The organism is Mycobacterium sp. MUNTM1 (assembly GCF_054660795.1).
Window position 1 is genome coordinate 125,059 of record NZ_BAAGDE010000007.1, and the last position, 21,509, is coordinate 146,567.

General features: G+C 67.6%; 22 protein-coding genes. 10 read left to right on the forward strand and 12 right to left on the reverse strand.

Annotated features, from left to right (window positions below; translation table 11 throughout):
* Positions 1-20: 20 nt before the first annotated feature.
* Genes ACYQ8K_RS06300 through ACYQ8K_RS06310 form a run of 3 tightly spaced genes read right to left on the reverse strand, consistent with a single transcriptional unit; the run spans position 21 to position 2,875 of the window.
* A complete protein-coding gene (locus tag ACYQ8K_RS06300) occupies positions 21-863 on the reverse strand; it encodes a sugar phosphate isomerase/epimerase family protein (protein WP_459967618.1) in 843 nt (280 codons plus the stop codon).
* A 15-nt stretch (positions 864-878) separates the two neighbouring features.
* Positions 879-1,862 (reverse strand): hypothetical protein, encoded by a 984-nt coding sequence (locus ACYQ8K_RS06305; protein ID WP_459967619.1) that lies wholly within the window; start codon positions 1,860-1,862, stop codon positions 879-881.
* Positions 1,859-2,875 carry a Ppx/GppA family phosphatase gene (locus ACYQ8K_RS06310; protein WP_459967620.1) on the reverse strand — a complete coding sequence of 339 codons (1,017 nt, stop codon included), beginning with the start codon at positions 2,873-2,875 and terminating at the stop codon, positions 1,859-1,861. The genes ACYQ8K_RS06305 and ACYQ8K_RS06310 overlap by 4 nt, the downstream gene beginning before the upstream one ends.
* 119 nt (positions 2,876-2,994) lie before the next feature.
* Between ACYQ8K_RS06310 and ACYQ8K_RS06315 the strand changes: the two genes are divergently transcribed.
* Positions 2,995-3,789: a hypothetical protein gene (locus tag ACYQ8K_RS06315; protein ID WP_459967621.1), complete on the forward strand. Its 795-nt coding sequence runs from the start codon at positions 2,995-2,997 to the stop codon at positions 3,787-3,789.
* A gap of 202 nt (positions 3,790-3,991) precedes the next feature.
* Positions 3,992-4,336, forward strand: a complete 345-nt coding sequence (locus ACYQ8K_RS06320) for a PE-PGRS family protein (RefSeq protein ID WP_459967622.1) — start codon at positions 3,992-3,994, stop codon at positions 4,334-4,336.
* A gap of 14 nt (positions 4,337-4,350) precedes the next feature.
* On the opposite strand, the gene ACYQ8K_RS06325 is transcribed toward ACYQ8K_RS06320, so the two are convergent.
* Entirely contained in the window at positions 4,351-4,563 is a 213-nt protein-coding gene (locus ACYQ8K_RS06325; protein ID WP_459967623.1) for a hypothetical protein, read from the reverse strand.
* Positions 4,564-4,932: 369 nt separating this feature from the next.
* On the opposite strand from ACYQ8K_RS06325, the gene ACYQ8K_RS06330 reads away from it, so the two are divergent.
* The 4 genes from ACYQ8K_RS06330 (at position 4,933) to ACYQ8K_RS06345 (ending at position 9,511) form a co-directional block, all read left to right on the forward strand.
* On the forward strand, positions 4,933-5,355 hold the full coding sequence (locus ACYQ8K_RS06330) for an MmpS family transport accessory protein (protein WP_459967655.1): 423 nt from the start codon (positions 4,933-4,935) through the stop codon (positions 5,353-5,355).
* On the forward strand, positions 5,352-8,225 hold the full coding sequence (locus ACYQ8K_RS06335) for an MMPL/RND family transporter (protein ID WP_459967624.1): 2,874 nt from the start codon (positions 5,352-5,354) through the stop codon (positions 8,223-8,225). Before ACYQ8K_RS06330 ends, ACYQ8K_RS06335 begins: the two co-directional genes overlap by 4 nt.
* Before the next feature lie 23 nt (positions 8,226-8,248).
* Positions 8,249-8,923, forward strand: coding sequence for a TetR/AcrR family transcriptional regulator (locus tag ACYQ8K_RS06340; RefSeq protein WP_459967625.1), 675 nt, complete (start codon positions 8,249-8,251; stop codon positions 8,921-8,923).
* Between the two features lie 96 nt (positions 8,924-9,019).
* The gene (locus ACYQ8K_RS06345; RefSeq protein WP_459967626.1) at positions 9,020-9,511 is read left to right on the forward strand and encodes an NUDIX hydrolase; all 492 of its coding nucleotides are present in this window, start codon (positions 9,020-9,022) and stop codon (positions 9,509-9,511) included.
* Here the strand turns inward: ACYQ8K_RS06345 and regX are convergent.
* The 6 genes from regX to ACYQ8K_RS06375 form a co-directional block, all read right to left on the reverse strand.
* The gene (regX, locus tag ACYQ8K_RS06350) at positions 9,508-10,191 is read right to left on the reverse strand and encodes a two-component sensory transduction protein RegX (protein ID WP_064952683.1); all 684 of its coding nucleotides are present in this window, start codon (positions 10,189-10,191) and stop codon (positions 9,508-9,510) included. The two genes, ACYQ8K_RS06345 and regX, sit on opposite strands and share 4 nt — an antisense overlap.
* 82 nt (positions 10,192-10,273) lie before the next feature.
* Positions 10,274-11,497 carry a sensor histidine kinase gene (locus ACYQ8K_RS06355; protein ID WP_459967627.1) on the reverse strand — a complete coding sequence of 408 codons (1,224 nt, stop codon included), beginning with the start codon at positions 11,495-11,497 and terminating at the stop codon, positions 10,274-10,276.
* Positions 11,498-11,652: 155 nt separating this feature from the next.
* Positions 11,653-12,402: a phosphoglyceromutase gene (locus ACYQ8K_RS06360; RefSeq protein WP_065055123.1), complete on the reverse strand. Its 750-nt coding sequence runs from the start codon at positions 12,400-12,402 to the stop codon at positions 11,653-11,655.
* Positions 12,403-12,427: 25 nt separating this feature from the next.
* Complete coding sequence (locus tag ACYQ8K_RS06365) at positions 12,428-12,958, reverse strand: type III secretion system chaperone family protein (RefSeq protein WP_459967628.1); 531 nt, start codon at positions 12,956-12,958, stop codon at positions 12,428-12,430.
* Complete coding sequence (gene mshA / locus ACYQ8K_RS06370; RefSeq protein ID WP_459967657.1) at positions 12,955-14,262, reverse strand: D-inositol-3-phosphate glycosyltransferase; 1,308 nt, start codon at positions 14,260-14,262, stop codon at positions 12,955-12,957. Before mshA ends, ACYQ8K_RS06365 begins: the two co-directional genes overlap by 4 nt.
* 27 nt (positions 14,263-14,289) lie before the next feature.
* Positions 14,290-15,567 carry an ROK family protein gene (locus tag ACYQ8K_RS06375; protein WP_459967658.1) on the reverse strand — a complete coding sequence of 426 codons (1,278 nt, stop codon included), beginning with the start codon at positions 15,565-15,567 and terminating at the stop codon, positions 14,290-14,292.
* Positions 15,568-15,803: 236 nt separating this feature from the next.
* Here ACYQ8K_RS06375 and ACYQ8K_RS06380 point away from each other — a divergent pair, with 236 nt between their 5' ends.
* Entirely contained in the window at positions 15,804-16,553 is a 750-nt protein-coding gene (locus ACYQ8K_RS06380; RefSeq protein WP_459967629.1) for an SDR family oxidoreductase, read from the forward strand.
* Here the strand turns inward: ACYQ8K_RS06380 and ACYQ8K_RS06385 are convergent.
* Together ACYQ8K_RS06385 and ACYQ8K_RS06390 are read right to left on the reverse strand one after the other, a co-directional pair.
* On the reverse strand, positions 16,537-17,913 hold the full coding sequence (locus tag ACYQ8K_RS06385) for a L,D-transpeptidase (protein WP_459967660.1): 1,377 nt from the start codon (positions 17,911-17,913) through the stop codon (positions 16,537-16,539). The two genes, ACYQ8K_RS06380 and ACYQ8K_RS06385, sit on opposite strands and share 17 nt — an antisense overlap.
* A 32-nt stretch (positions 17,914-17,945) precedes the next feature.
* Positions 17,946-19,049 carry a UDP-N-acetylmuramate dehydrogenase gene (locus ACYQ8K_RS06390; RefSeq protein WP_459967630.1) on the reverse strand — a complete coding sequence of 368 codons (1,104 nt, stop codon included), beginning with the start codon at positions 19,047-19,049 and terminating at the stop codon, positions 17,946-17,948.
* Between the two features lie 26 nt (positions 19,050-19,075).
* Between ACYQ8K_RS06390 and ACYQ8K_RS06395 the strand changes: the two genes are divergently transcribed.
* The 3 genes from ACYQ8K_RS06395 to ACYQ8K_RS06405 are packed head-to-tail and all read left to right on the forward strand — an operon-like array spanning position 19,076 to position 21,504.
* Positions 19,076-19,600 (forward strand): DUF2505 domain-containing protein, encoded by a 525-nt coding sequence (locus ACYQ8K_RS06395; RefSeq protein ID WP_459967631.1) that lies wholly within the window; start codon positions 19,076-19,078, stop codon positions 19,598-19,600.
* 27 nt (positions 19,601-19,627) lie between these two features.
* Positions 19,628-20,461: a carbon-nitrogen hydrolase family protein gene (locus tag ACYQ8K_RS06400; protein ID WP_459967632.1), complete on the forward strand. Its 834-nt coding sequence runs from the start codon at positions 19,628-19,630 to the stop codon at positions 20,459-20,461.
* Complete coding sequence (locus ACYQ8K_RS06405) at positions 20,458-21,504, forward strand: LmeA family phospholipid-binding protein (protein ID WP_459967633.1); 1,047 nt, start codon at positions 20,458-20,460, stop codon at positions 21,502-21,504. Before ACYQ8K_RS06400 ends, ACYQ8K_RS06405 begins: the two co-directional genes overlap by 4 nt.
* The last annotated feature ends 5 nt before the right edge of the window (positions 21,505-21,509 follow it).

Consider the following 21,509-nt stretch of genomic DNA (forward strand, 5'->3'; position numbering starts at 1 on the left):
CTGGATTTCTCCCGGCTTGGTCAGCGCAGCAGGTGCGTGCGGGCAAACTGCAGCGATTCGGCGAGCATGGCCTCGCGCTCGTTGGCGGAACGCGCGCTGGACGTCGACACCTCCAGGATGACGTGCCCGGCGAAATGGCTGCCGGCCAGCATCTGGCACACCTCGGCGGTGGGTTGGGTGCCGCGCCCCGGCACCAGATGCTCGTCGGCGGGCAGGCCGTTGCCGTCGCACAGGTGCAGGTGCACCAGCCCCGCCCCCATCCGCTGCGCCATGTCGAGCGAGTCGGTGCCCGCGGTCGCGGTGTGGGACAGGTCCAGCGTGTAGTGCGCGTGGTTGCCGTCGAGCGGGTCGTAGGAGGGCGCGAACGCCGAGATGGCCGGGCCGGGCCCGCCGCCGCGTTTGCGCATCCGTTCCAGCGACTGGCCGGCCCCGAAGAGCCGGTCGGCGCGGAACGGGAACATGTTCTCCACCGCGACCATCACCTCGCTCGAGGCTTCCAGCTTCGCCACCTGCTCGGAGAAACCCTCCGCGTAGCGGCGCTGCCAGCGAAACGGCGGGTGCACGACCACGGTCTGCGCGCCCAGCTGCTCGGCGGCCCGCACGCTGCGATCCAGCTTGGGGATCGGGTTGGCGCCCCACACCCGCTGCGAGATCAGCAGGCAGGGCGCGTGCACGGACAACACCGGGACGCGGTAGCGCCGCGACAGCTTCTTGACCGCGGCGACGTCCTGGCTGACCGACTCGGCCCACACCATCAGCTCGACGCCGTCGTAGCCGAGCCGCGCCGCGTACTCGAAGGCGGCCTCGGCCCGCAACGGGTACACCGAAGCCGTGGAAAGGCCGACTTTGATGGCGGGGCGCACTGTCTACGGTGCCGCTTAACCCGATTGCAACGACAGCGCCAAGGGTCCCAGGGTGATCAGCGCACCCACCGCGACCGCGATCAACGTGCTGGCGATGTCCTCGGTCTTGCGGACCACCCGCACCCCGGCCACCAGGCCCAGAATGACCAGCACCGAGAGCACCAACGCCACCAGGCTGTTCCAACGCCAGAGCTGGTCGAAGGCCACAAAGAGCCCGCCGCCGAACGCGACGGCCAGCATCGACTGCAGCACGACCACGCCGCCGCGCCATACCGCGTCGAACCTGCCCTGCTCCGCGTGAGCGTCGGCGTCGGCGTCCCGGTCCTCGAGATCGAGGTGCTCGTCGTCGCCGAGCACGCCGGCCGGCAGCGGCCCCGAGCCGTCCTCGTCGTCGTCATCGTCGGACCGCAGGAAGGAGCGCACGTAGGCGGAGTCCTCCAGCGCCGGCTCGGCCTCGCGCACGTCGGAGTCCATGACGTCCACCGGGACGTCGGCGTAGTGGTCCAGCGGGTCGAAGCTCATGTCCTCGGCGCCCGAGCCGGCCTGGCCGGTGCCATTGGCGGACGCCCCGGACGGGCCGGCTTCGGGCAACGGCCGCGGGTATTCGCTGCGCTCGGGTCCCGGCGCGCGCTTGGGCTGCGGCGGCGACTTGGGCCAGCGCGGCTCGGGCTCCGACCAGTAGGGCGCCTTGGGCTCGGCTTTGGTCACCGGCTCGGCGGCGGTCCCCGGGGCGGTGGGCCCGGCGGGCGGGGCCGCATCGACCGCGTCGATCGTGTCGTTGGCCTCGTTGGCGTTGCCCGCGGGTTCGTCGTCGTCATCGCGGATCACCGGCAGGTCGCCGGTCAGTTCGGCGACGGTCACCGAGTCGCTGTCGCCGCGCCGGCGGCGACGCCGCCGGGTGACCGCCGGGGCGCCGATGGTTCCGTTTCGTGCCAGCAGTTCGGCAACCGAGATGGGCCGAGTGCCGGGGCTCTCGGTCTCGGAGTGCGGTCCGGTCATGGTTTGTCGCCTCTCGATCGGTTCTGATTCCGATCAACTACCTGACCTCCAGCATCGCGCACGGAAGGCTCCACGAGGGCCGATCCGTCGGCTTCGCTGTCGAGTTTGCGCAAGATGAGACCTTCCCGTAATGCCCACGGGCAAATATCCACCGATTCGATCGACAGCGCTCGCATGCTTGCCTCCGCCACCAGGGCACCCGCAACGATCTGCGGTGCCCGTTCGGCGCTCACTCCTTCCAGTTCTGCCCGGTCAGCGGTCGTCATCCTAGAGATGAAAGATATGAGTTGCCTGAGGCCGTTTGCTGTGAGCGTCCGTTTGACCCTCGGTCCAGCGCCCGACGGCGCCGCACCGGTGAGCCGCGCCAGCGAGCGGAAGGTCTTCGACGTCGCCACCGTCAGGTCGGGACTACCCGCCTCCAGAATGTTCACGCTGGACTCGGCGAGCTCCGCGTCCAGCCAGTCCCGCAGCATCGCCACCCGGCGCCGGCCGGGTGGATCGTCGGGCAGCCACTCCCGGGTGAGCCGCCCGGCGCCCAGCGGCAGCGACAACGCGACCTCGGGCTCCTCGTCCACGCCGCTGGACATCTCCAGCGAGCCGCCGCCGATGTCCAGGTTGATGATGCGGCCCGCGCTCCACCCGTACCACCGGCGCACCGCCAGGAAGGTCAGCCGCGACTCGTCCACCCCGGTCAGCACCCGCAGCTCGACGCCGGTCTCCTTGCGGACCCGGCTCAGCACGTCCTCGGAGTTGCCGGCGTCGCGGACCGCGGATGTGGCGAACGCCATCAGCTCCGCGCAGCCCGAACTGTCGGCGATCTTGGCGAATTCGTCGATCGTGGAGATCAGCTTCTCGGCACCGCGTTTGGTGATCTTGCCGGCGCTGTCGGTGGCCTCGGCCAGACGCAGCGTGGCCTTCGTCGAACTCATCGGCGTCGGATGACCGCCACGGTGGGCATCGACCACCAGCAGATGCACCGTGTTGCTGCCCACGTCGAGAACGCCCAATCGCACGTAAACAAACTAACGAAGCCCCGGGGACGGTGCTTTGCGCGACCCTGTTAACCCGCCGTGATCGCCGCCATAGGAACCCCGAGTGTCAGCGGCTCACATGGGACGAACTGTGGTCTAACGTGGATTGCGTGGCGAATTCGCACCTGGAACCGGGACAAGAGGTCGAGCTGGATTTCGCCCGCGAATGGGTGGAGTTCTACGACCCCGACAACCCCGAGCATCTGATCGCCGCCGACCTGACCTGGCTGCTCTCCCGGTGGACGTGTGTGTTCGGCACCCCGGCCTGTCGGGGCACGGTGGAGGGCCGCCCGGACGACGGGTGCTGCTCGCACGGTGCGTTCCTGTCCGACGACGACGACCGCGCCCGCCTGGATGACGCGGTGAAAAAGCTGACCGACGCCGACTGGCAATTTCGCGAAAAAGGCTTGGGCCGCAAGGGTTATCTGGAGCTCGACGAGCATGACGGCCAACCGCAGTACCGCACCCGCAAGCACAAAGACGCGTGCATCTTCCTGAACCGGCCCGGCTTCCCCGGCGGCGTCGGCTGCGCACTGCACAGCAAGGCCCTCAAGCTGGGCGTGCCGCCGCTGACCATGAAGCCGGATGTCTGCTGGCAGTTGCCGATCCGTCGCAGCCAGGAGTGGGTGACGCGGCCCGACGGCACCGAGATCCTCAAGACCTGGGTCACCGAATACGACCGCCGCGGTTGGGGTTCCGGCGGCGCCGACCTGCACTGGTACTGCACCGGCGACCCGGCCGCCCATGTCGGCGCCAAGCAGGTGTGGGAAAGCCTGGCCGACGAACTCACCGAGCTGCTGGGCGCCAAGGCATATGCGGAGCTGGCCGCAATGTGCAAGCGCCGCAGCAAGTTAGGGCTCATCGCGGTGCACCCGGCGACCCGCATCGCCGAGTAGCAGGACGTTTCACGATCATCGCCGGTAAGCCGTGGACTGCCCTCGGCGACGGGAGCGAGTGAGCCCTTGCGGGATTCGGAACCGCAACCAAACGTCTTGCCCTAAATGGCTTTTCGCCCGCGCAGCATCCACATGCAAAATGTGAGCTACCGCACCTCTCAAACAGGTTTTGGGCTGGATACTCGGGTGGTACTCGCCGAGAATGTTAGCTAATCTAACCCTCGCGAAATCACTGGCGGTAGTCGGAGCGGTCGCAGGGATACTTGCCATCGCACCAGTGACACCGGTTAGCAGTCCCTCGTCGAAAGCACTAGCGGCTCCCACCCACACAGTCGCGTTCAAGCAGGATCCGGGTGGAGGCGGTTGCGATGGCAACGGCAACTGCGGCTGGGGAGGCCAAAACGACGGCCCTGGCGGCGGTCCCGGTGGGCATGGCTGCATTGCCGGTGTTGGCTGCGGCTCGGGCGGCCAATTCGCCGGACCCGGTGGCGTTCCCGGCGGTACGGGTTGTTTGCCCGGCGTTGGATGCGGCTCAGGGCACGCCTGACTGTCCTGGATCGGTCAGCTGGCCATGCCGGCGAAAAACGCGCCGGTGATGAGGCCGATGATCATGGCCACGAGCACCTGCCCGAGCGCGGCCGCCACGAAGGTGGAGGTGACTCCCGCAATGAAGAGCATCAATAGCAGGCCTACCCACAGCCGGTGAGCGGTGATCAACGTCCCCGCGGCGGGCGACGGACCGGCGATCGCCGCGCGGTTCTGCCTTCGGATCATTTGACTGCCCCCTCCATGAGTTCAGTCACAACATACTCCGCCGGTGAGCTGAATCACAGCTGTCGCCGGATGCTTCCACTCTGTCCGACGGCGGCGGTTACGCGCAGGTATGGCGCGTTTCGACGACGTCTCGCGAGCGGGGCGGTCGCTAAACGTTGGCGTTCTCACCGCGCCGCTTGAGGCAGCCGTGGCCGGCGTCGGTTATTTCACGGCCCCGCGTTGGCGGGGCGTCCGCCCGTTATGAGGTACGTTTTTTACGATCTCGTCAGGGAACTCCGGTTCCGTCATGGCGGACGACGCGGCGACTCGACGCCAGATGTTTTGAACGAATGAATCGAAGAGGTCAGGGGGCATGCAGTGGTTTACCGGCTGGTGAAGCGCTTCTGGATCCCGCTGCTTCTGGTGGTCGTGGTCGCGCTCGGCGCTTATGCCATCCTGCGCATTCACGGGTTCGGAGGACCGCAAGCGCCGAAGTCGGCGGAGGGGTCTGGGATTACCGCAAACTTCAACCCGAAGCACATCACGTACGAGATCAGCGGTTCCGGGGGCACCGCGAACCTCAACTACCTCGATGAGAACGGTCAACCCCATCTCGTCGAAAACACGCCGCTGCCTTGGTCATTCACGATCGTGACGACGCTGCCGTCGATGTCGGCCAACATCATGGCTCAAGGCGACCGCAACGTCAGCGGCCTTCGATGCCGGGTCACGGTCGACGGTAACGTGCGCGACGACCGGACCAGCACCGATTTGGTCAAACCGTTCATCTACTGCTTGGTGAAATCCGTATGAGCATCCAGGAATCGAAGCCCCATCGCCCGTTCTTGGGCCGGATGGTCCGGATCTTCTCGTTGCCGATCATCGTGTTCTGGGTACTCGTGGCGATCGGCCTGGGCATGCTGGTCCCCTCCCTCGATGAGGTCGCGGCGAGCCGGTCGGTGCCGATGAGTCCGACCAACGCGCCGTCCTACCGGGCGATGCTGAACATCGGCAAGGTCTTTCAGCAGTACGACTCGGATTCTTCGGCGATGGTCGTGCTCGAGGGCAAGGACAAGCTCGGCGATTCCGCGCACAAGTTCTACGACGAGATCGTCGCCAAGCTGAAGGCCGATCACCAGCATGTGCAGAACGTGCAGGATTTCTGGAGTGATCCGCTGACCGCGGCGGGCTCGCAGAGTGTGGACGGCAAGTCCGCCTACGTGCAGATCTTCCTCAACGGCTCACAGGGCACCAGTGAGAGCCATGAGTCGGTGGCCGCGGTTCGGCAGATCGTCGCTTCGGTGCCGGCGCCGCCGGGCATCAAGGCCCACGTCGCCGGCAACAGCGTTCTCAACGCCGATACCAGCGTCGCCGGGCATCAAAGCATGGCGACGATGGAGTTGGTGTCGGTCGCCGTCATCATCGTGATGCTGCTCGCCATTTACCGCTCGGTCGTGACGATGCTGGTGTCCATGGTCATCATCGGCCTGGAACTCTTTGCCGCGCAAGGGGTTACCGCCGCAGCGGGCTACTTGAAAATCATCGGCTTGACCCCGTACGCGGTGAGCATGGTGACCATGCTGGCCCTGGCCGCCGGAACGGACTATGTGATCTTCCTGTTGGGCCGATATCAAGAGGAAAGATCGAAGGGTCTAGATCGCGAAGAGGCGTTCTATGTGTCCTATCACGGTGTCTCGCACGTCATTCTAGGTTCCGGCTTGACGATTGCCGGCGCCACCATGTGCCTGAGCTTCACCACGCTGCCGTACTTCAACACCATGGGTCTGCCTTGCGCGATTTCGGTCTTGGTGATCATCGCCGCGGCGCTGACGCTGGCGCCGGCGATTCTCACGGTGGGGTCCAAATTTGGGTTGCTCGACGCCAAACGTGATCTCTCGGCGCGGGGCTGGCGCAAGGTGGGCACCGCTGTCGTGCGGTGGCCGATCCCGATCATCTTTGTGACCACCATGGTCGCTGTCATCGGTTTCATCAGCCTGTTGACCTATGTGCCGCAGTACAACGACCAGAAGTTCACTCCCGCCAACATGCCGGCCAACCTCGCCATGGGCGTCGCGGACCGCCACTTCTCCCAGGCTCGGATGAACCCGGAATTGTTGATGCTGCAGGCCGACCACGACCTGCGCGACCCCGCGGACATGCTCGTCATCGACCGGGTCGCCAAGAACGTGGCACACATGCGGGGCATCGATCGGGTGCAGACCATCACGCGCCCACTGGGTTCGCCGATCGAGCACAGTTCCATCCCATTCATGCTCGGTGCGCAAAACGCCGGCACCTTGCAAAGCGCCAAGTTCAATAACGACAACTCGGCTCAAATGCTGGAGCAGGCGGATGAGCTGAGCAAGACGATCGCCAACATGGAACGGATGTACACCCTCACCAAGGAGATGACCGAAACCACGCACAGCATGGTCGGCCGCACGCACGAGATGGTGGACACCACCAACGAATTGCGCAGTAACATCGCCGATTTCGAGGATTTCTTCCGTCCGATGCGCAGCTACTTCTATTGGGAAAAACACTGCTATGACATCCCCATCTGCTGGTCACTGCGGTCCATCTTCGACACCATCGACGGCATCGACGCGCTCGCCGACCAAATACAAGGTCTCACCACCGATTTGGATCGTTTGGATCATTTAATGCCGCAGATGTTGCCGGTGCTGCAGAACACCATCAGCTCGATGGCGAAAATGCGCGACTTCATGATCGCGACCCACAGCACCATGGCCGGCACCCAGGCGCAGCAACAGGAACTGGCCAAAGGCGCGACCGAGATCGGGCTGTACTTCGATCAGGCCAAGAACGACGACTTCTTCTACCTGCCACCGGATGTGTTCGGCAACCCTGATTTCAACCGTGGCCTCAAGATGTTCGTCTCGCCCGACGGTAAAGCTGTCCGCTACATCATCACTCACCAGGGCGACCCCGCCTCCACCGAAGGCATCGCACACGTCCGGGACCTCAAAGGTGTCGTCGCGGACGCCGTCAAGAACACCCCACTGTCCAATGCGAAGGTTTCGCTTGCCGGCACCGCGTCGATGTACTCCGACATGCAGGACAGCGTCAAGACCGACCTGATGATCGCCGTCATCGCGTCGATGATCCTGATCTTCGCGATCATGTTGGTGATCACGCGCAGTCTGGTGGCAGCACTGGTGATCGTCGGCACCGTGGCCGCATCGCTGGGCACTGCATGCGGGCTGTCCGTGCTGCTGTGGCAGGACATCCTGGGCTTGGGCGTGCAATGGATCGTGATCCCGCTGTCCATAGTGATCCTGCTGGCGGTCGGCTCGGACTACAACCTGCTTGTGGTCTCGCGCCTCAAAGAGGAGATACACGCAGGACTCAACACCGGCATCGTCCGCGGCATGGGAGCAACCGGACGTGTCGTCACCGCGGCCGGGATGGTGTTCGCGTTCACCATGATGTCGATGATCGTCAGCGACCTGCGCGTCATCGGCCAACTGGGTATGACCATCGGCATCGGCCTGATCGTCGACACGCTGATCGTGCGTGCGTTCATGACGCCATCGATCGCCGCAGCCCTCGGCCGCTGGTTCTGGTGGCCGCTGAACACCTTCAAAATCGTGAACAGGACCCGTCCCGGGCACGATTCCGACGACAGCACCGCGCCGATCCCGCGCGTCCCAACCACATGAGTGCCACCCGAACGCCTCGCCGGGTGTCGACACCGTCGTCGACGGCCGGTCCACCTGGGTTTATCGCCGAACCCCAGTCCAAACTGCGTCAACGCACCCACGGGCGCCTGGACCGGTCACGTGATCCCGCAATCCTCAACGCTGCCTTGGAAATTCTCGCCGAACACGGCTACAACGCGACCAACATGAACGACATCGCCGCACGGGCCGGTGCCGGTAAAGCTGCCATCTATCGCCGCTGGTCATCCAAGACGGCACTGATCACCGACGCGTTAATCTATTGGCGACCGGACCTATTGGACGACGACCCGCCCGATACCGGCAGCCTTTTGGGCGAGCTGGAGGTCATCGTCGCGCGCGCAGCCCGCAACGACGGCGGCCTCATCTCCAATGACCTGATCCTGCGCGTCGGGTTGGAAGCTGCTCAGGATCCCGACCTGGCTTCTGCGCTCGACGATTTGATTCTCTTCAAAGGCCGCCGCGTCCTGTCAGCCATTTTCGCCCACGCTGCCGACCGCGGCGAGATACCCGGCGACCGCGATTGGTCACTGGTCGCCGACGTGATCGTGGCGATGGGCCTGCTACGGGCAGTGAGCGGACAGGCAGTCGACGCCGATTTCGTCCGGCAGGTGATCAATACGCTTGTGCTGCCGGCGGTCACCTGCCCCTGCGGTGCAGCCGGGCCCAATCGCAGCTAGGCCCGCCTACAGCCGAACATCACCCGATGTCTCGGCGCGGCACGCTCCCAATCCGCCTCGATCCCGTCACATCCCCTCGTGTGTTAAGAACGGTGGGTGCCGGTCCCCGATTTCATCGTCGAGCTTCGCCGCGCCATCGGCCACGCGCCGCTATGGCTGCCCGGCATCACGGCGGTGACGATCCGCGACGGAAACGTGTTGCTGGTCAAGCGATCCGACAACGGTGCCTGGACGGCCGTGACGGGGATCGTGGAACCCGGCGAGAACCCGGCGGACTGCGCGGCGCGCGAAGTGCGCGAGGAGACCGGGGTCGGCGCGCGAGCCACCCGCCTGGCCTGGGTGCATGTGACCCGACCGGCCGTGCACGCCAACGGTGATCACGCCCAGTACCTGGACCACGTGTTTCGGATGGACTGGCTATCCGGGGAGCCCTATGCGGCCGACGACGAGAGCACGGCGGCCGCGTGGTTCGACCTCACCGACCTTCCGCCGATGACGGCGGACATGCGTCGGCGTATCACGTTGAGCGCCAACGACGATGACCGGACCGTCTTCGACATCACGCCGCCGGCGGAGCCGTCGGGCTAGCCTTCGAGCTTGTAACCCAGCCCCCGCACCGTCACCAGGTGCACCGGGTTGGCCGGGTCGGATTCGATCTTGGACCGCAGCCGCTTGACGTGCACGTCGAGCGTCTTGGTGTCGCCGACGTAGTCGGCACCCCACACCCGGTCGATCAACTGGCCGCGGGTCAGCACCCGGCCGCTGTTGCGCATCAGATACTCGAGAAGGTCAAACTCCTTGAGCGGCAAGGTGATCGTGTCGCCATTGACCGAGACGACGTGGCGTTCCACGTCCATCCGCACGGGGCCGGATTCGAGCACGCCATCGCTGATCTCGGAATCGTCGTCACCGCCGCGGCGCAACACCGCCCGGATCCGCGCGATCAACTCGCGCGCCGAATACGGCTTCGTCACATAGTCGTCGGCGCCGAGTTCGAGGCCCACGACCTTGTCGATCTCGCTGTCCCGGGCGGTGACCATGATCACGGGCACGCTGGACCGCGCACGCAGCTGCTTGCAGACGTCGGTGCCCGACATTCCGGGCAGCATGAGGTCGAGCAGCACGATGTCGGCGCCGCCCCGGTCGAACTCGGCCAGCGCGGCCGAACCGTCAGTCACCACGGTGGCCTCGAAACCCTCCTTGCGGAGCAGGAAGGCCAGCGGATCGGCCAGCGACTCCTCGTCCTCCACGATCAGCACACTGGTCATGGGCGCGATTCCTCCTCATCGCTGCGTCCCCCTCGCCGCTGCGCGGCTGGGGGTGCCCCCACTGCATCGTCATAGGCGCGAGTCATCGACTTAGTTCTTCCTCTCGTTGTGAGCGGTTAGGCCGCACGTCGCGACCCGGTGCTTGCTCGGATTCGTCATGGTCTTGATCAGACGCCATGGCAGCCGGAATGGAAAGGGTGAATGTCGATCCGGTTCCGGGTTTGCTCCACACGCCGATGCTGCCGTTGTGGTTGGCCGCGACGTGCTTGACGATGGCCAGGCCCAATCCGCTGCCGCCGGTGGCGCGCGAGCGCGCCTTGTCGCCGCGGAAGAACCGCTCGAAAACCCGCTCCTGGTCTTCCAGGGCGATCCCGATGCCGCGGTCGGTCACGGCGATCTCGATGTTGTCGCCGCGGCGGCGACGGCTGATCGACACCGGCGACCCCGGCGGCGAATAGGCGATGGCGTTGGACACCAGGTTGGCCAGGGCGGTGACCAGCAGCGTCTCGTCGCCCAGCACCCGCAGACCGCTGGGCGCATCGGTGCGGACCTCGATATCGGCGTTGTCGGCGGCCACCTTGTGACGCGAAATCGCTTCGCCCACAACCCGATCGACGTCGACCTCGATGACCGTGGGCAGCCGTTCGGCGCCCTGCAGCCGGGACAGCTCGATCAGCTCGGCGACCATGTCGCCCAGCCGGTTGGCTTCGACGAGCACCTTCTCGGCGAACCGCCGCACGGTTTCGGAGTCGTCGGACGAGGCCAGCAGGGCCTCGGCGAGCAGCGCCATGGCACCGACCGGGGTCTTGAGCTCGTGGCTGACGTTGGCCACGAAGTCGCGCCGGGTCGCTTCCATCCGCGCGTAGTCGGACTGATCGTGGGCGAAGACGACGGCGAACCGGCGGTCTTCTTCGCTGAGCAACCGGGCCTGCCCGTGCACCGAGAGCCCGGCGCGGCCCCCCGACCGTTTCGTCGGCTGCAGGTCGAATTCGACGTCGACGCCGGTCAGGGCCTGCTGTGCCGCCTGCCAGGCCTGGTCGTCGAGCTGACGGTCGCGCACCAGGCCCAACTCCTTGGCCCGGTCATTGAGGTAGACGACGTCGCGATGGGCGTCCACCACCGCCGCGCCCAGCGGCATCAGCGCCACGATGCGTTGCAGCATCTGGGCGACGGTGATCCCGGTCCACTCGACCCGCTGGCGGCGCTGCACCGCCCGCGGTGACAGTCGGATTCCGACCAGTACACCTGCGGCCAGCGCCAGCGCGGACAAAACCCCGGCCAGCAACAGCGCCGAGAACACAGTCACATAGCAAATCCTACAAATCTTCCTGAACGCTGCCCTAGCGGAACGAGGCCAAAATCGGACAAGTCACACCGTGCGCCACAGGTGTTCCGCTCCCGTTCACGTGATGTTTGGCTAAATGGCCTTTATCCCCGCAAAACGGCGCGGACGCGCCGGCGTCAGCCGCGCCCCTGGCTGGCAACCGCGGCGGCGCCCGCGGCGGCCGCCTCCGGGTCCAGATAGGTACCGCCGGGCACCACGGGCCGCAGGTCAGCGTCCAGGTCGTAGCGCAGCGGGATGCCGGTCGGGATGTTCAATCCGGCGATCTCGTCGTCGGACACCTGGTCGAGGTGCTTGACCAGGGCCCGCAGCGAGTTGCCGTGCGCCACGATCAGCACCGTCTTTCCGCTGCGCAGGTCCGGGACGATGACGTCGGTGAAATACGGCAGGAAACGCACCACCACGTCGGCCAGGCACTCGGTCAGCGGCCCGCCGCCGATGTCGGCGTACCGGGGATCGGCATCCTGGCTGTAGGTGCTGCCCTTCTCGATGGGCGGGGGCGGCGTGTCATAGCTGCGCCGCCACGCCATGAACTGGTCCTCGCCGTAGCGCGCCTTCGTCTCGGCCTTGTCCAGCCCCTGCAGCGCCCCGTAATGCCGCTCGTTGAGCCGCCAGGTGCGTCGCACCGGAATCCACAGCCGGTCGGCGGCGTCCAGCGCCAGGTGCGCGGTGGAGATGGCCCGGCGCAGCAGCGAGGTGTAAAGGATGTCGGGCAGCAGGTTGTTCTCGGTCAGCAACTCACCGCTGCGCACGGCCTCGGTCCGGCCCTTCTCGGTGAGGCCGACGTCGACCCAACCGGTGAAGAGGTTCAGCGAGTTCCATTCGCTTTCGCCGTGGCGAAGCAATACCAGCGTGGCGGTGTCACCCATGCCGGTTAGTCTCTCACGCACTCATTCAGCGGTCGTCAGCGTCATCGTCGTCATCGTCGTCGATCAGGTGGGCGAAGGCCTCCAGGTTTTTCAGCGACTCACCGCGGGACACCCGCCACTCCCATTCTTTCTGGATCGACGAACGAAAACCCAACTCCAGCAACGTATTGAAGTCCGAATCCACCGCTTCGAGCACCTGCCCGAGCACCCGGTCGAGTTCGTCGGCGTCCACCGAGGCCAGCGACATGCGGCCCACCAGATAGATGTCCCCGACGTTGTCCAGCGTGTAGGCCACGCCGTAGAGGCGGCGGTTGCGCTTCAGCAGGAAGCGGTAGACGCCTTCGTGGTTCTCGTCGGGCTTGCGGCACACGAACGCCTCGACCCGCACCGAATGCTCGCCGACGCTCAATATGGTGTTGGTCTTTAGCTTACGCTCGCCGGGCAGTTCCACCACCAGCCCCGACAGACCACCATGTGCGCCAGCGTGTTTCGAATAGTTGAGCCCGCTGGCCTGCAGGGCATCCTCGATCACGCGCTCGACGGTCGCGGCGCTCATGCGCCCACCCCCCGGCGCTCGGCGGTATATTCGCGGATCGCGCGCCGATAGCTGGCCAACAGCGCGTCGGTGGTGTGGTCCCAGGAGAACGTGGCGGCATGCGCGGCGGCCGCGCGGCCCATCTCGTTTGCCTGCGGCGCGGGCAACCGCAGCAGCCGGCCCAGCGCATCGGCCCACCGGCCGACGTCATGCCCGGCCACCAGCGTGCCGGTCACCCCGTCCCGCACGGCGACCGGCAGCCCCCCGACCGCGGCCGCGGCCACCGGCGTCCCGCACGCCTGCGCCTCGAGGGCGACCAGGCCGAAGGATTCCGAATAGCTGGGCACCGCAACAAGATTGGCCGCCTGGAATAACGTTGCCAGGTTCGAGCGCGACTGCGGGGGCAGGAACGTCACACGCTCGGCGATGCCCAGTTCGTCGGCCAGCCGCACCAATCCGTCCGGGGAGGCCAGCCCGCTGCCCGAGGGTCCGCCGGCCACCACGATGCGCACACCGGGCAGTTGCGCGGCGGCACGCAACACGATGTCGGGGGCCTTCAGCGGCTGGATCCGGCCGACGAACGCCACGATGTCGTCGTCGAGCGGCAGCCCCAGCGCGGCCCGGGCGGCCCTGCGGTCGCCGGGGCGGAACACGTCGAGATCCACTCCGGGGTGGATGACGTCGATCCTCGCCGGGTCGGCGTGGTGAATCGAAATCAGTTGCCTGGCTTCGTCGTCGGTGTTGACGATCAGCCGGTCCGCCTCGTCGACCACCTGCTGCTCGCCGACCGTGCGCAGCGGCGGTTCGGGCGAATCCCCCTCGGCCAGCGCGGCGTTCTTGACCGCGGCGAGCGTGTGCGCGGTGTGCACCAACGGCACCGCCCAGCGGTCCCGCGCCAGCCAGCCCACCTGTCCGGACAGCCAATAGTGCGAGTGCACGATGTCGTAGTGGCCGGGCTCGTGCGACGCCTCGGCGCGCAGCACCCCGGCGGCGAACGCGCACAGCTGGGTGGGCAGGTCGTATTTGTCCAGGCCCTCGAACGGGCCCGCCACCACATTGCGGACCAGCACCCCGGGCGCCACCCGCGCGACCGGCGGGTCGGCCGAGGCGGTCGCGCGCGTGAAGATCTCCACCTCGATGCCCCGCCGCGCCAGGTGCAACGCGGTCTGCAGCACGTAGACGTTCATGCCGCCCGCGTCGCCGGTGCCGGGCTGGGCCAGTGGTGAGGTGTGGACCGCCAACACGGCGACCCGGCGCGGTTCATTCAGCCGGAAAACCTCGTCGTGCCGCACCCTGTCATCTTTACAGGATGGTTCGCCGGCCAGCCCAAGCGCGCTGGACACAAAGGCGCGTCAGGCGGACGACTCGTCGCGAGCCACGTCGTGCAACCGGGCATCCAATGCCCCGGCGCGGCGCATCGCACCCAGCGGGTCGGCATACAGCCCGGACAGCGAGACGGTGCCCGCGCCGGCCTCCTGCACCCGGTTGCCGAAGGCGGTGAGGCGGATGTCGCGAGGCCCGAGCACCGAGCGTTCGGTGAAGGCCGCCTCCACCTGCTCCATCGCCTCGGGGTACTCGGTGAAAGCCTGGCCGCCGACCACCAGCTCGTCGGGGTTGAGCATGTCGCGCAGCAACGCCACCGCCTCGCCGAGCACGCGGCCCCGCTCGGCGAGCAGGTCCTTGGCCTGCTGGTTGCCGGCCCGCGCCACCCGCAGCAGCTCGGAGATGCCGGTGGCGGAGCCGTTCGGGCGGTTCGGCGGGGCGAACGGCAGGATGCGCTGCTGGCGCGCGACGGCCACGACGGCCTCGTCGCTGACGGTCGACTCCAGCTGACCGGTGCCGCCGAGCAGCTCGGAGTGGGCCGGCAGGGTCGCGATGGTGCCCGGGCCGCTGGCCGGGACGTGCACCCGGCCGCCGATCACCAGCGCGTAGCCCACGGTTTCACGGGCGTAGACGTACAAGCTGGTGGGCGAGCTGGGCAGGAAGCGCCGCATGCCGAGCAGCAGCTCGGCGCCGGCCATGGCGTCGACGTGTGAGGCCACCGACACCGGCAGGCCCAGCGCGTCGGCCAGCACCTGTCCGACCGGCGCCTGGCGCCAGCCCAGCCGCGGGTGGTCCACCTGGCCGGTGGCGCTGTCGACGGTGCCGCCGATGGCGACCCCCACCCACAGCGGCCGGCGGCGGTGCCAGCGCCGCAGGTAGCGGCGGGCGCTGTCGGCCAGCGTCGCCAGCGCGGGGCCGGCCGGGTTGCGCGGTGTCGGCGTCTCGACCGTGTCGAGGGTGCGGCCGAACAGGTCGGTGGCCACGATGCTGGTGGTTCGCGCACCGATGTGGATGCCCAGCGTCACGAACGGCTCGTGGTTGACCTCCACCGGCACGCGCGGGCGGCCGATGGCGCCGGAGACGGCCAGGTCGGCGCGCTCGCGCAGCAGGCCCGCCTCCAAGAGCGCGATGACCTGGCGGTTGACCGTGGCGATGCTCAGCGAGGTGACGCCGGCGATGACGTCACGGCCGACGGGGCCGCGCAGCCGGACGGCCCGGAAGACGGAGGCGGCCGCCGAGTCGGGGATGTTCAGCGCCGGGGGCACGATCTGCCGGCGCACCGAACGGTGGCCCTTTTGACCGGGCAGGTGCCCGACGGCACGGCTGGGCGAATGATGGGAATGGGTGAGGGTATTCGTGCGCACGAGCGTCCTTATTGTCCGATTTTTGCTGGCCGTCTTGGCCACACCTGGCTGGGGTCAGGAGCGGCAAAGTGCGCAGCAACAACACGCACCCGCCGCGCACAGACACGCGGCGGTGGTGGTGTTGGACAGGGCGCTAAGGAGCACACGCAAAATCTAGCACGTTCACTAAGGTTGTTTCGATGGTTAAAACTGGCAGGAATAAGCGAGTCGCAGTAATCACCGGAGCCAGCTCGGGGATCGGCGCAGCAACCGCCCGCAACCTGGCTGCGCAGGGCTTTCATGTCGTCGCCGTGGCGCGCCGTGCGGACCGGATTGAGGCCCTGGCCAGTGAAATCGGCGGCACCGCCATTGTGGCCGATGTCACAGATCAGGCATCGATCGAAACATTGGCGAGCAAAGTGGACCGCGTCGACGTGCTGGTCAACAACGCCGGCGGAGCCCGGGGGCTGGCGCCGGTCGCAGAGGCGGAGCTCGAGCACTGGCGGTGGATGTGGGAGACCAACGTGATCGGCACGCTGCGGGTCACCCGCGCGTTGCTGCCCAAGCTGATCGACTCCGGCGACGGGCTGATCGTCACCGTCACTTCCGTTGCGGCACTTGAGGTTTACGACGGCGGCGCCGGATACACGGCGGCCAAGCACGCCCAGGGGGCGATGCACCGCACGCTGCGCGGCGAGCTATTGGGCAAGCCGGTCCGGCTGACCGAGATCGCCCCGGGCGCGGTCGAAACGGAATTCTCGTTGGTGCGCTTCGACGGCGACCAAGAACGCGCGGACGCCGTCTACACCGGCATCACGCCGCTGGTGGCCGAGGACGTCGCAGAGGTGATCGGGTTCGTCGCCTCGCGGCCGTCGCACGTCGATCTGGACCTGATCGTGATGAAGCCGCGCGACCAGGCCACGACCTCCCGGTTTAACCGCCGGGGGTAGCGGGGCCGGTGCCGGCCGGCGACGTCGTCGTGGTCGGGGTGCCCGACAGGGTGGGCGCGTTGGACGGCGTGACCGGCGCGGTGACCGGGATCTGGGTTGACGGCGGGCGCGCGGTCGGCGGCGGCAGCGCGGACATGGCCACCCAGGTGTCCCAGTCGACGGCCCAGTCCCAGATGTCGCCGTCGGAGTAGGACAGCTGGATGGTGCTGCCGGTGACCTCGACCGGGTCGCCGTACATCGCGGACTGGAAGTACTGCTCGGCGTCGCCCGTCGACAGGTTGATGCAGCCGTTGGTCACGTTGGTGTTGCCCTGCGCGCCGGCGCTGGCCGGGTTGGCGTGGATGAACTCGCCGTTGTTGGAGATCCGCACCGCCCAGCGTTCGTGCACGTGGCTGTAGCCGGCGGCCGGGTTGGACATGTAGAAGTCGGCGTACTTCTCGCTGACGACGTGGATGCCGTTGCGGGTGACGTTGCGCGCCTTGTCGGCCTCGCCGTAGCTGCACGGAAAGTCCATGACGACGCCCTCGTCGCGGATCACCTGAATGCGGTGCGACGAGACCTCGGCCTTGACCACCTGCCGGCGGCCGATCTGGATGTTCAGCGAGATGTCCTCGGCGCCGTAGGCGCTGTCGCCGAACGGCAGGCCGTACAGCTTGGCGTCGACGTTGACCGTGGTGCCCGCCGGGTAGTACTCGCGGGTGCGCCAGTGCGCGCGGGCTCCGGCCGCCTCGTCGGGCAGCCAGGCCCAGCTGCCCTCGACGGGCGGGTTGGTGGTGACGGTGAGCGCCTTCTCGACGGCGGCCTTGTCGCTGATCGGCGCGTCGAACTGGATGATGATCGGCGCCGCGACCCCGACGGTCTGGCCGTCGGCAAGCTGGAACGCCCCGCCGATCTTCTTCGTCGGCGACACCGTGGTGAACTTGCCGCTCACCTGGACCGCCTTGCCGTCGTGCCCGACGGCCGAGCCGCTCCACGAGTAGGTCTGGTCGTAGCCCAGCGGCTCGGAGGTCGTGTAGACGGTGCGATCGGAGTTGAAGACGCCCGTAACGGCCTTGCCCGACGAGTTCGTCAGCGCGACGTGCTGGAACCAGCCGTCGTTCACCTCGACGCTGACCGGCGCGATCGGCACCACGTTCTCGGTCGCGTTGGCGGGCTGGTACTTGAGCTGCGGTGCGGGCTGCTCCTTCTTCTCGGCCTGCTTCGCGGTGCTGCCGCCGCAGGCGGCCAGCACGTTGGGGGCGAGCACACCCAGTCCGAGGGTCGCCAAAGCCGCACGCCGGTTGAACGGCCGCGGGGCGCTGGACGGGGTCACGGAAATCAAAGATACCGGGGAAAATCGGGCGGTCCGGCCACCACAAATCGGCGCCGCGGGCGCGTCGGCAAATTTTGCGGCTACAGCCTGCAGCCGAGCAGGACGGGCTCGGGGACCAGTGTGATGCCAAACACAGCCCGCACCCCGTCGCGGACGGTGCGGGCCAGCGCAATCACGTCGTCGGAGCCGGCTCCGCCGCGGTTGGTCAGCGCCAACGCGTGCTTGGTGGACAACCGGCACCGGGCCGTCGGCTCGTCCGGATAACCCTTGCCGAAGCCGGCCCGTTCCACCAGCCAGCCGGCGGCCAGCTTGACCCCGTCGGGCGCCGGGTAGTTCGGGACCGGCCCGTCGACGGAGGCGGCCAGCCGCTCGTATACGTCCGGGGTGACCACCGGGTTGGTGAAGAACGAGCCCACGCTCCAGGTGTCGTGGTCGGCCGGGTCGAGCACCATGCCCTTGCGCGCCCGCAGGGCCAGCACCGCGTCGCGGACGGCTTGCGGGTCGGCGCGCTCGCCGGCGACCACGTTCAGCGCGGCCGCCAGCTCGCCGTAACGCAACGGCGCGCTGCGCCCGGATGCGTCCAGCGCGAACTCCACTTCCAATACGACAGAACGGGTTTCGAGTCCGTCGCCGCCGCGTTTGAACACGCTGGTGCGGTAGCCGAAGCCCAGCGCGCTGCCCGGCACCCAGCGCACCTCACCGCTGCCGCGATCGAGCACCCGGACCCGGGTGATGGTGTCGGAGACTTCGGCGCCGTAGGCCCCGACGTTCTGCACCGGGGTGGCCCCGGCCGAGCCGGGGATGCCGGACAGGCATTCCAGCCCGCCGAGGCCGTGCTCGATGGCGGTCACCACGACGTCGTCCCACACCGCGCCCGCCTGGGCGCGGACCAGGTTGCCGTCGACGGTGATGCCGTCGTTGGCCAGCCGCACCGCGGTCAGGCCGGTCAGGGCGTCGGAGATCACCAGGTTGGAGCCGCCGGCGAAGACCAGCACCGAGTCGCGTTGCCCGCCGTGCGCTTCGGTGTCCAGCCGGCGCAGCGTGGCGATCACCTGTTCGCTGGTGGTGCAGGTGATCAGGCGGCGCGCGGTCGGTCCGACGCGCAGCGTGGTCAGGGGCGCCAGTGGCGCCGCGTCGGCCACCGGCGCGCCGGCGAACTCCGATCCGGCTCCGCTGGAATTCATGGCCCGTAACGGTAGCCTGACCTGCTATGCCGCGTTCATTCGACTTGTCGGCCGATTACGACGGCAGTGTTGACGAGGTGCACCGCGCGTTCACCGATGCAAACTACTGGCGGGCCCGGCTGGCCGGGTCCGGCGTCGACGTCGCCACGCTGGAGTCGATGCGGGTCGGCGGGCAGTCCGGGGACGACGACACCGTGGAGGTCGTCACGCTGCAGGTGATCCGCAGCGACAAGCTGCCGGGGATGGTCACCCAGCTGCACAGCGGTGACCTGTGTATCCGGCGTGAGGAGACGTGGGGGCCGGTCACCGGCGGCGCCGCGTCGGGGTCGGTCGTGGGTTCGATCGTGGACGCGCCGGTGAACCTGACCGGCACCGCCGTGCTGGAGCCCATCGAAGCGAGCGGCGGCGCCCGGCTGACATTCCGCGCCACCGTCCAGGTGCGCGTCCCGATCATCGGCGGCAAGTTGGAGAACATCATCGGCGCCCGGCTGGCCGAACTGATCGCCGCCGAACAGCGCTTCACCACGGAGTGGATCGCCAAATCGGCCTGAGGCTTTCCGCCGCCTAAGCTGGCGCTCATGCGAATCGCCTTGGCGCAGATCCTCAGTGGCACCGACCCGGCAGCAAACCTGCGGCTGGTGGACGAGTACAGCCGCCGGGCCGCCGACGCGGGCGCGGCCCTGGTGGTGTTCCCCGAGGCGACGATGTGCCGGTTCGGTGTGCCGCTGGGCCCGGTGGCCGAGCCGGTCGACGGGCCCTGGGCCGACGGGGTGCGCCGCATCGCGGCCGATGCCGACATCACCGTCGTCGCCGGCATGTTCACCCCGTCGGGCGACGGGCGGGTGAAGAACACGCTGATCGCGGCGGGTCCGAGCGGCTCCGCCGGGTCGGACGCCCACTACGACAAGATCCACCTCTACGACGCATTCGGTTTCACCGAATCGCGGACGGTCGCGCCGGGACACGAGCCGGTGGTGATCACGGTCGACGGGATCCGGGTGGGGCTGACGGTTTGCTATGACGTTCGTTTTCCGGCGCTCTACACCGAGCTGGCCCGCCGCGGCGCCCAGCTGATCGCGGTGTGCGCGTCCTGGGGTTCGGGTCCCGGCAAACTCGATCAGTGGACGCTGCTGGCCCGCGCCCGCGCGCTCGATTCGATGAGCTACGTCGCGGCGGCCGGTCAGGCCGATCCCGGTGACGCGCCCGGTTCCGCGTCCGGGGCGCCGACCGGTGTCGGGGGCAGCCTGGTGGTCTCGCCGCTGGGCGAGGTCGTCGCGTCGGCCGGATCGCAACCGCAGCTCGTGGTGGCCGATATCGACGTCGACAGGGTCGCGAAGGCCCGCAAGAGCATCGCAGTCCTCAGCAACCGCTCGGACTTTGCTCAGGTTGATAGGGCAGAATCGGTCGGGTGACGAACCCACAAGGACCACCCAACCCGGACCCGTCGCAGTGGGGCCGTCCCTCCAACCAGGGACCCTTCGGCCAGCCGCCCACCGAGCGGCCGACCGAGCGGATCAGCACCGGCGGCCCGGGTCACGTGCCCCCGCCGCCGCCGCCCGCTCACGGTCCCCCACCCGGGCAGACCGAACGATTCGGGACGCCCCAGCCGAACATGCAGCAGCCCGGCTACCCACCGCCGCCGACCCCGCCCGCGGGTCCGACGGAGCGGTTCGCCACTCCCCCGGCCGAGGACGCGACGCCGGGGAAGAAGAAGCGCCGCTTCGGCCGTGACCCGGTGTCGGTCCTGCTGATCTTCATTATCGTGATCGCGCTGATCATCGCCGGGCTCATCGGGGCCGAGCTGTACGTACGCCACGTCGCGGACAGCAAGGTCGCCGAGGCGGTGGCGTGTGAGGTCAAGGACCAGGCCACCGCGTCCTTCGGGGTGACGCCCCTGATGCTGTGGCAGCAGGCGACCAAGCACTACACCAACATCTCGGTGCAGACGGCCGGCAACAACATCCGCGACGCCAAGGGCATGAAGCTCTCGATCAACATCAACGACGTCCGGCTCAAGGACTCGGGCAACTCGAAGGGCACCGTCGGCTCACTGGACGCGACGATCGACTGGACCAGTGACGGCATCAAGCAATCGGTGCAGAACGCGATCCCGGTGCTGGGTCCGTTCGTCACCAACACCGTGACCCCGCATCCCGCCGACGGCACCATCGAGTTGAAGGGCATGTTGGATAACATCACCGCCAAGCCGGTGGTCTCGGGCACCGGGTTGCAGCTGCAGATCGTCAGCTTCAACGCGCTCGGCTTCACCATGCCCAAGGAGTCCGTGCAGTCGACGCTGGACGACTTCACCTCGAACCTGACCAAGAATTACCCGATGGGCATCCACGCCGACAGCGTGCAGGTCACGGATAAGGGTGTGACAAGCCACTTCTCGACGCGGAACGCCACCATCCCGGCCGGCAACGACAACGACCCCTGCTTCGCCAACCTGTGACGGCG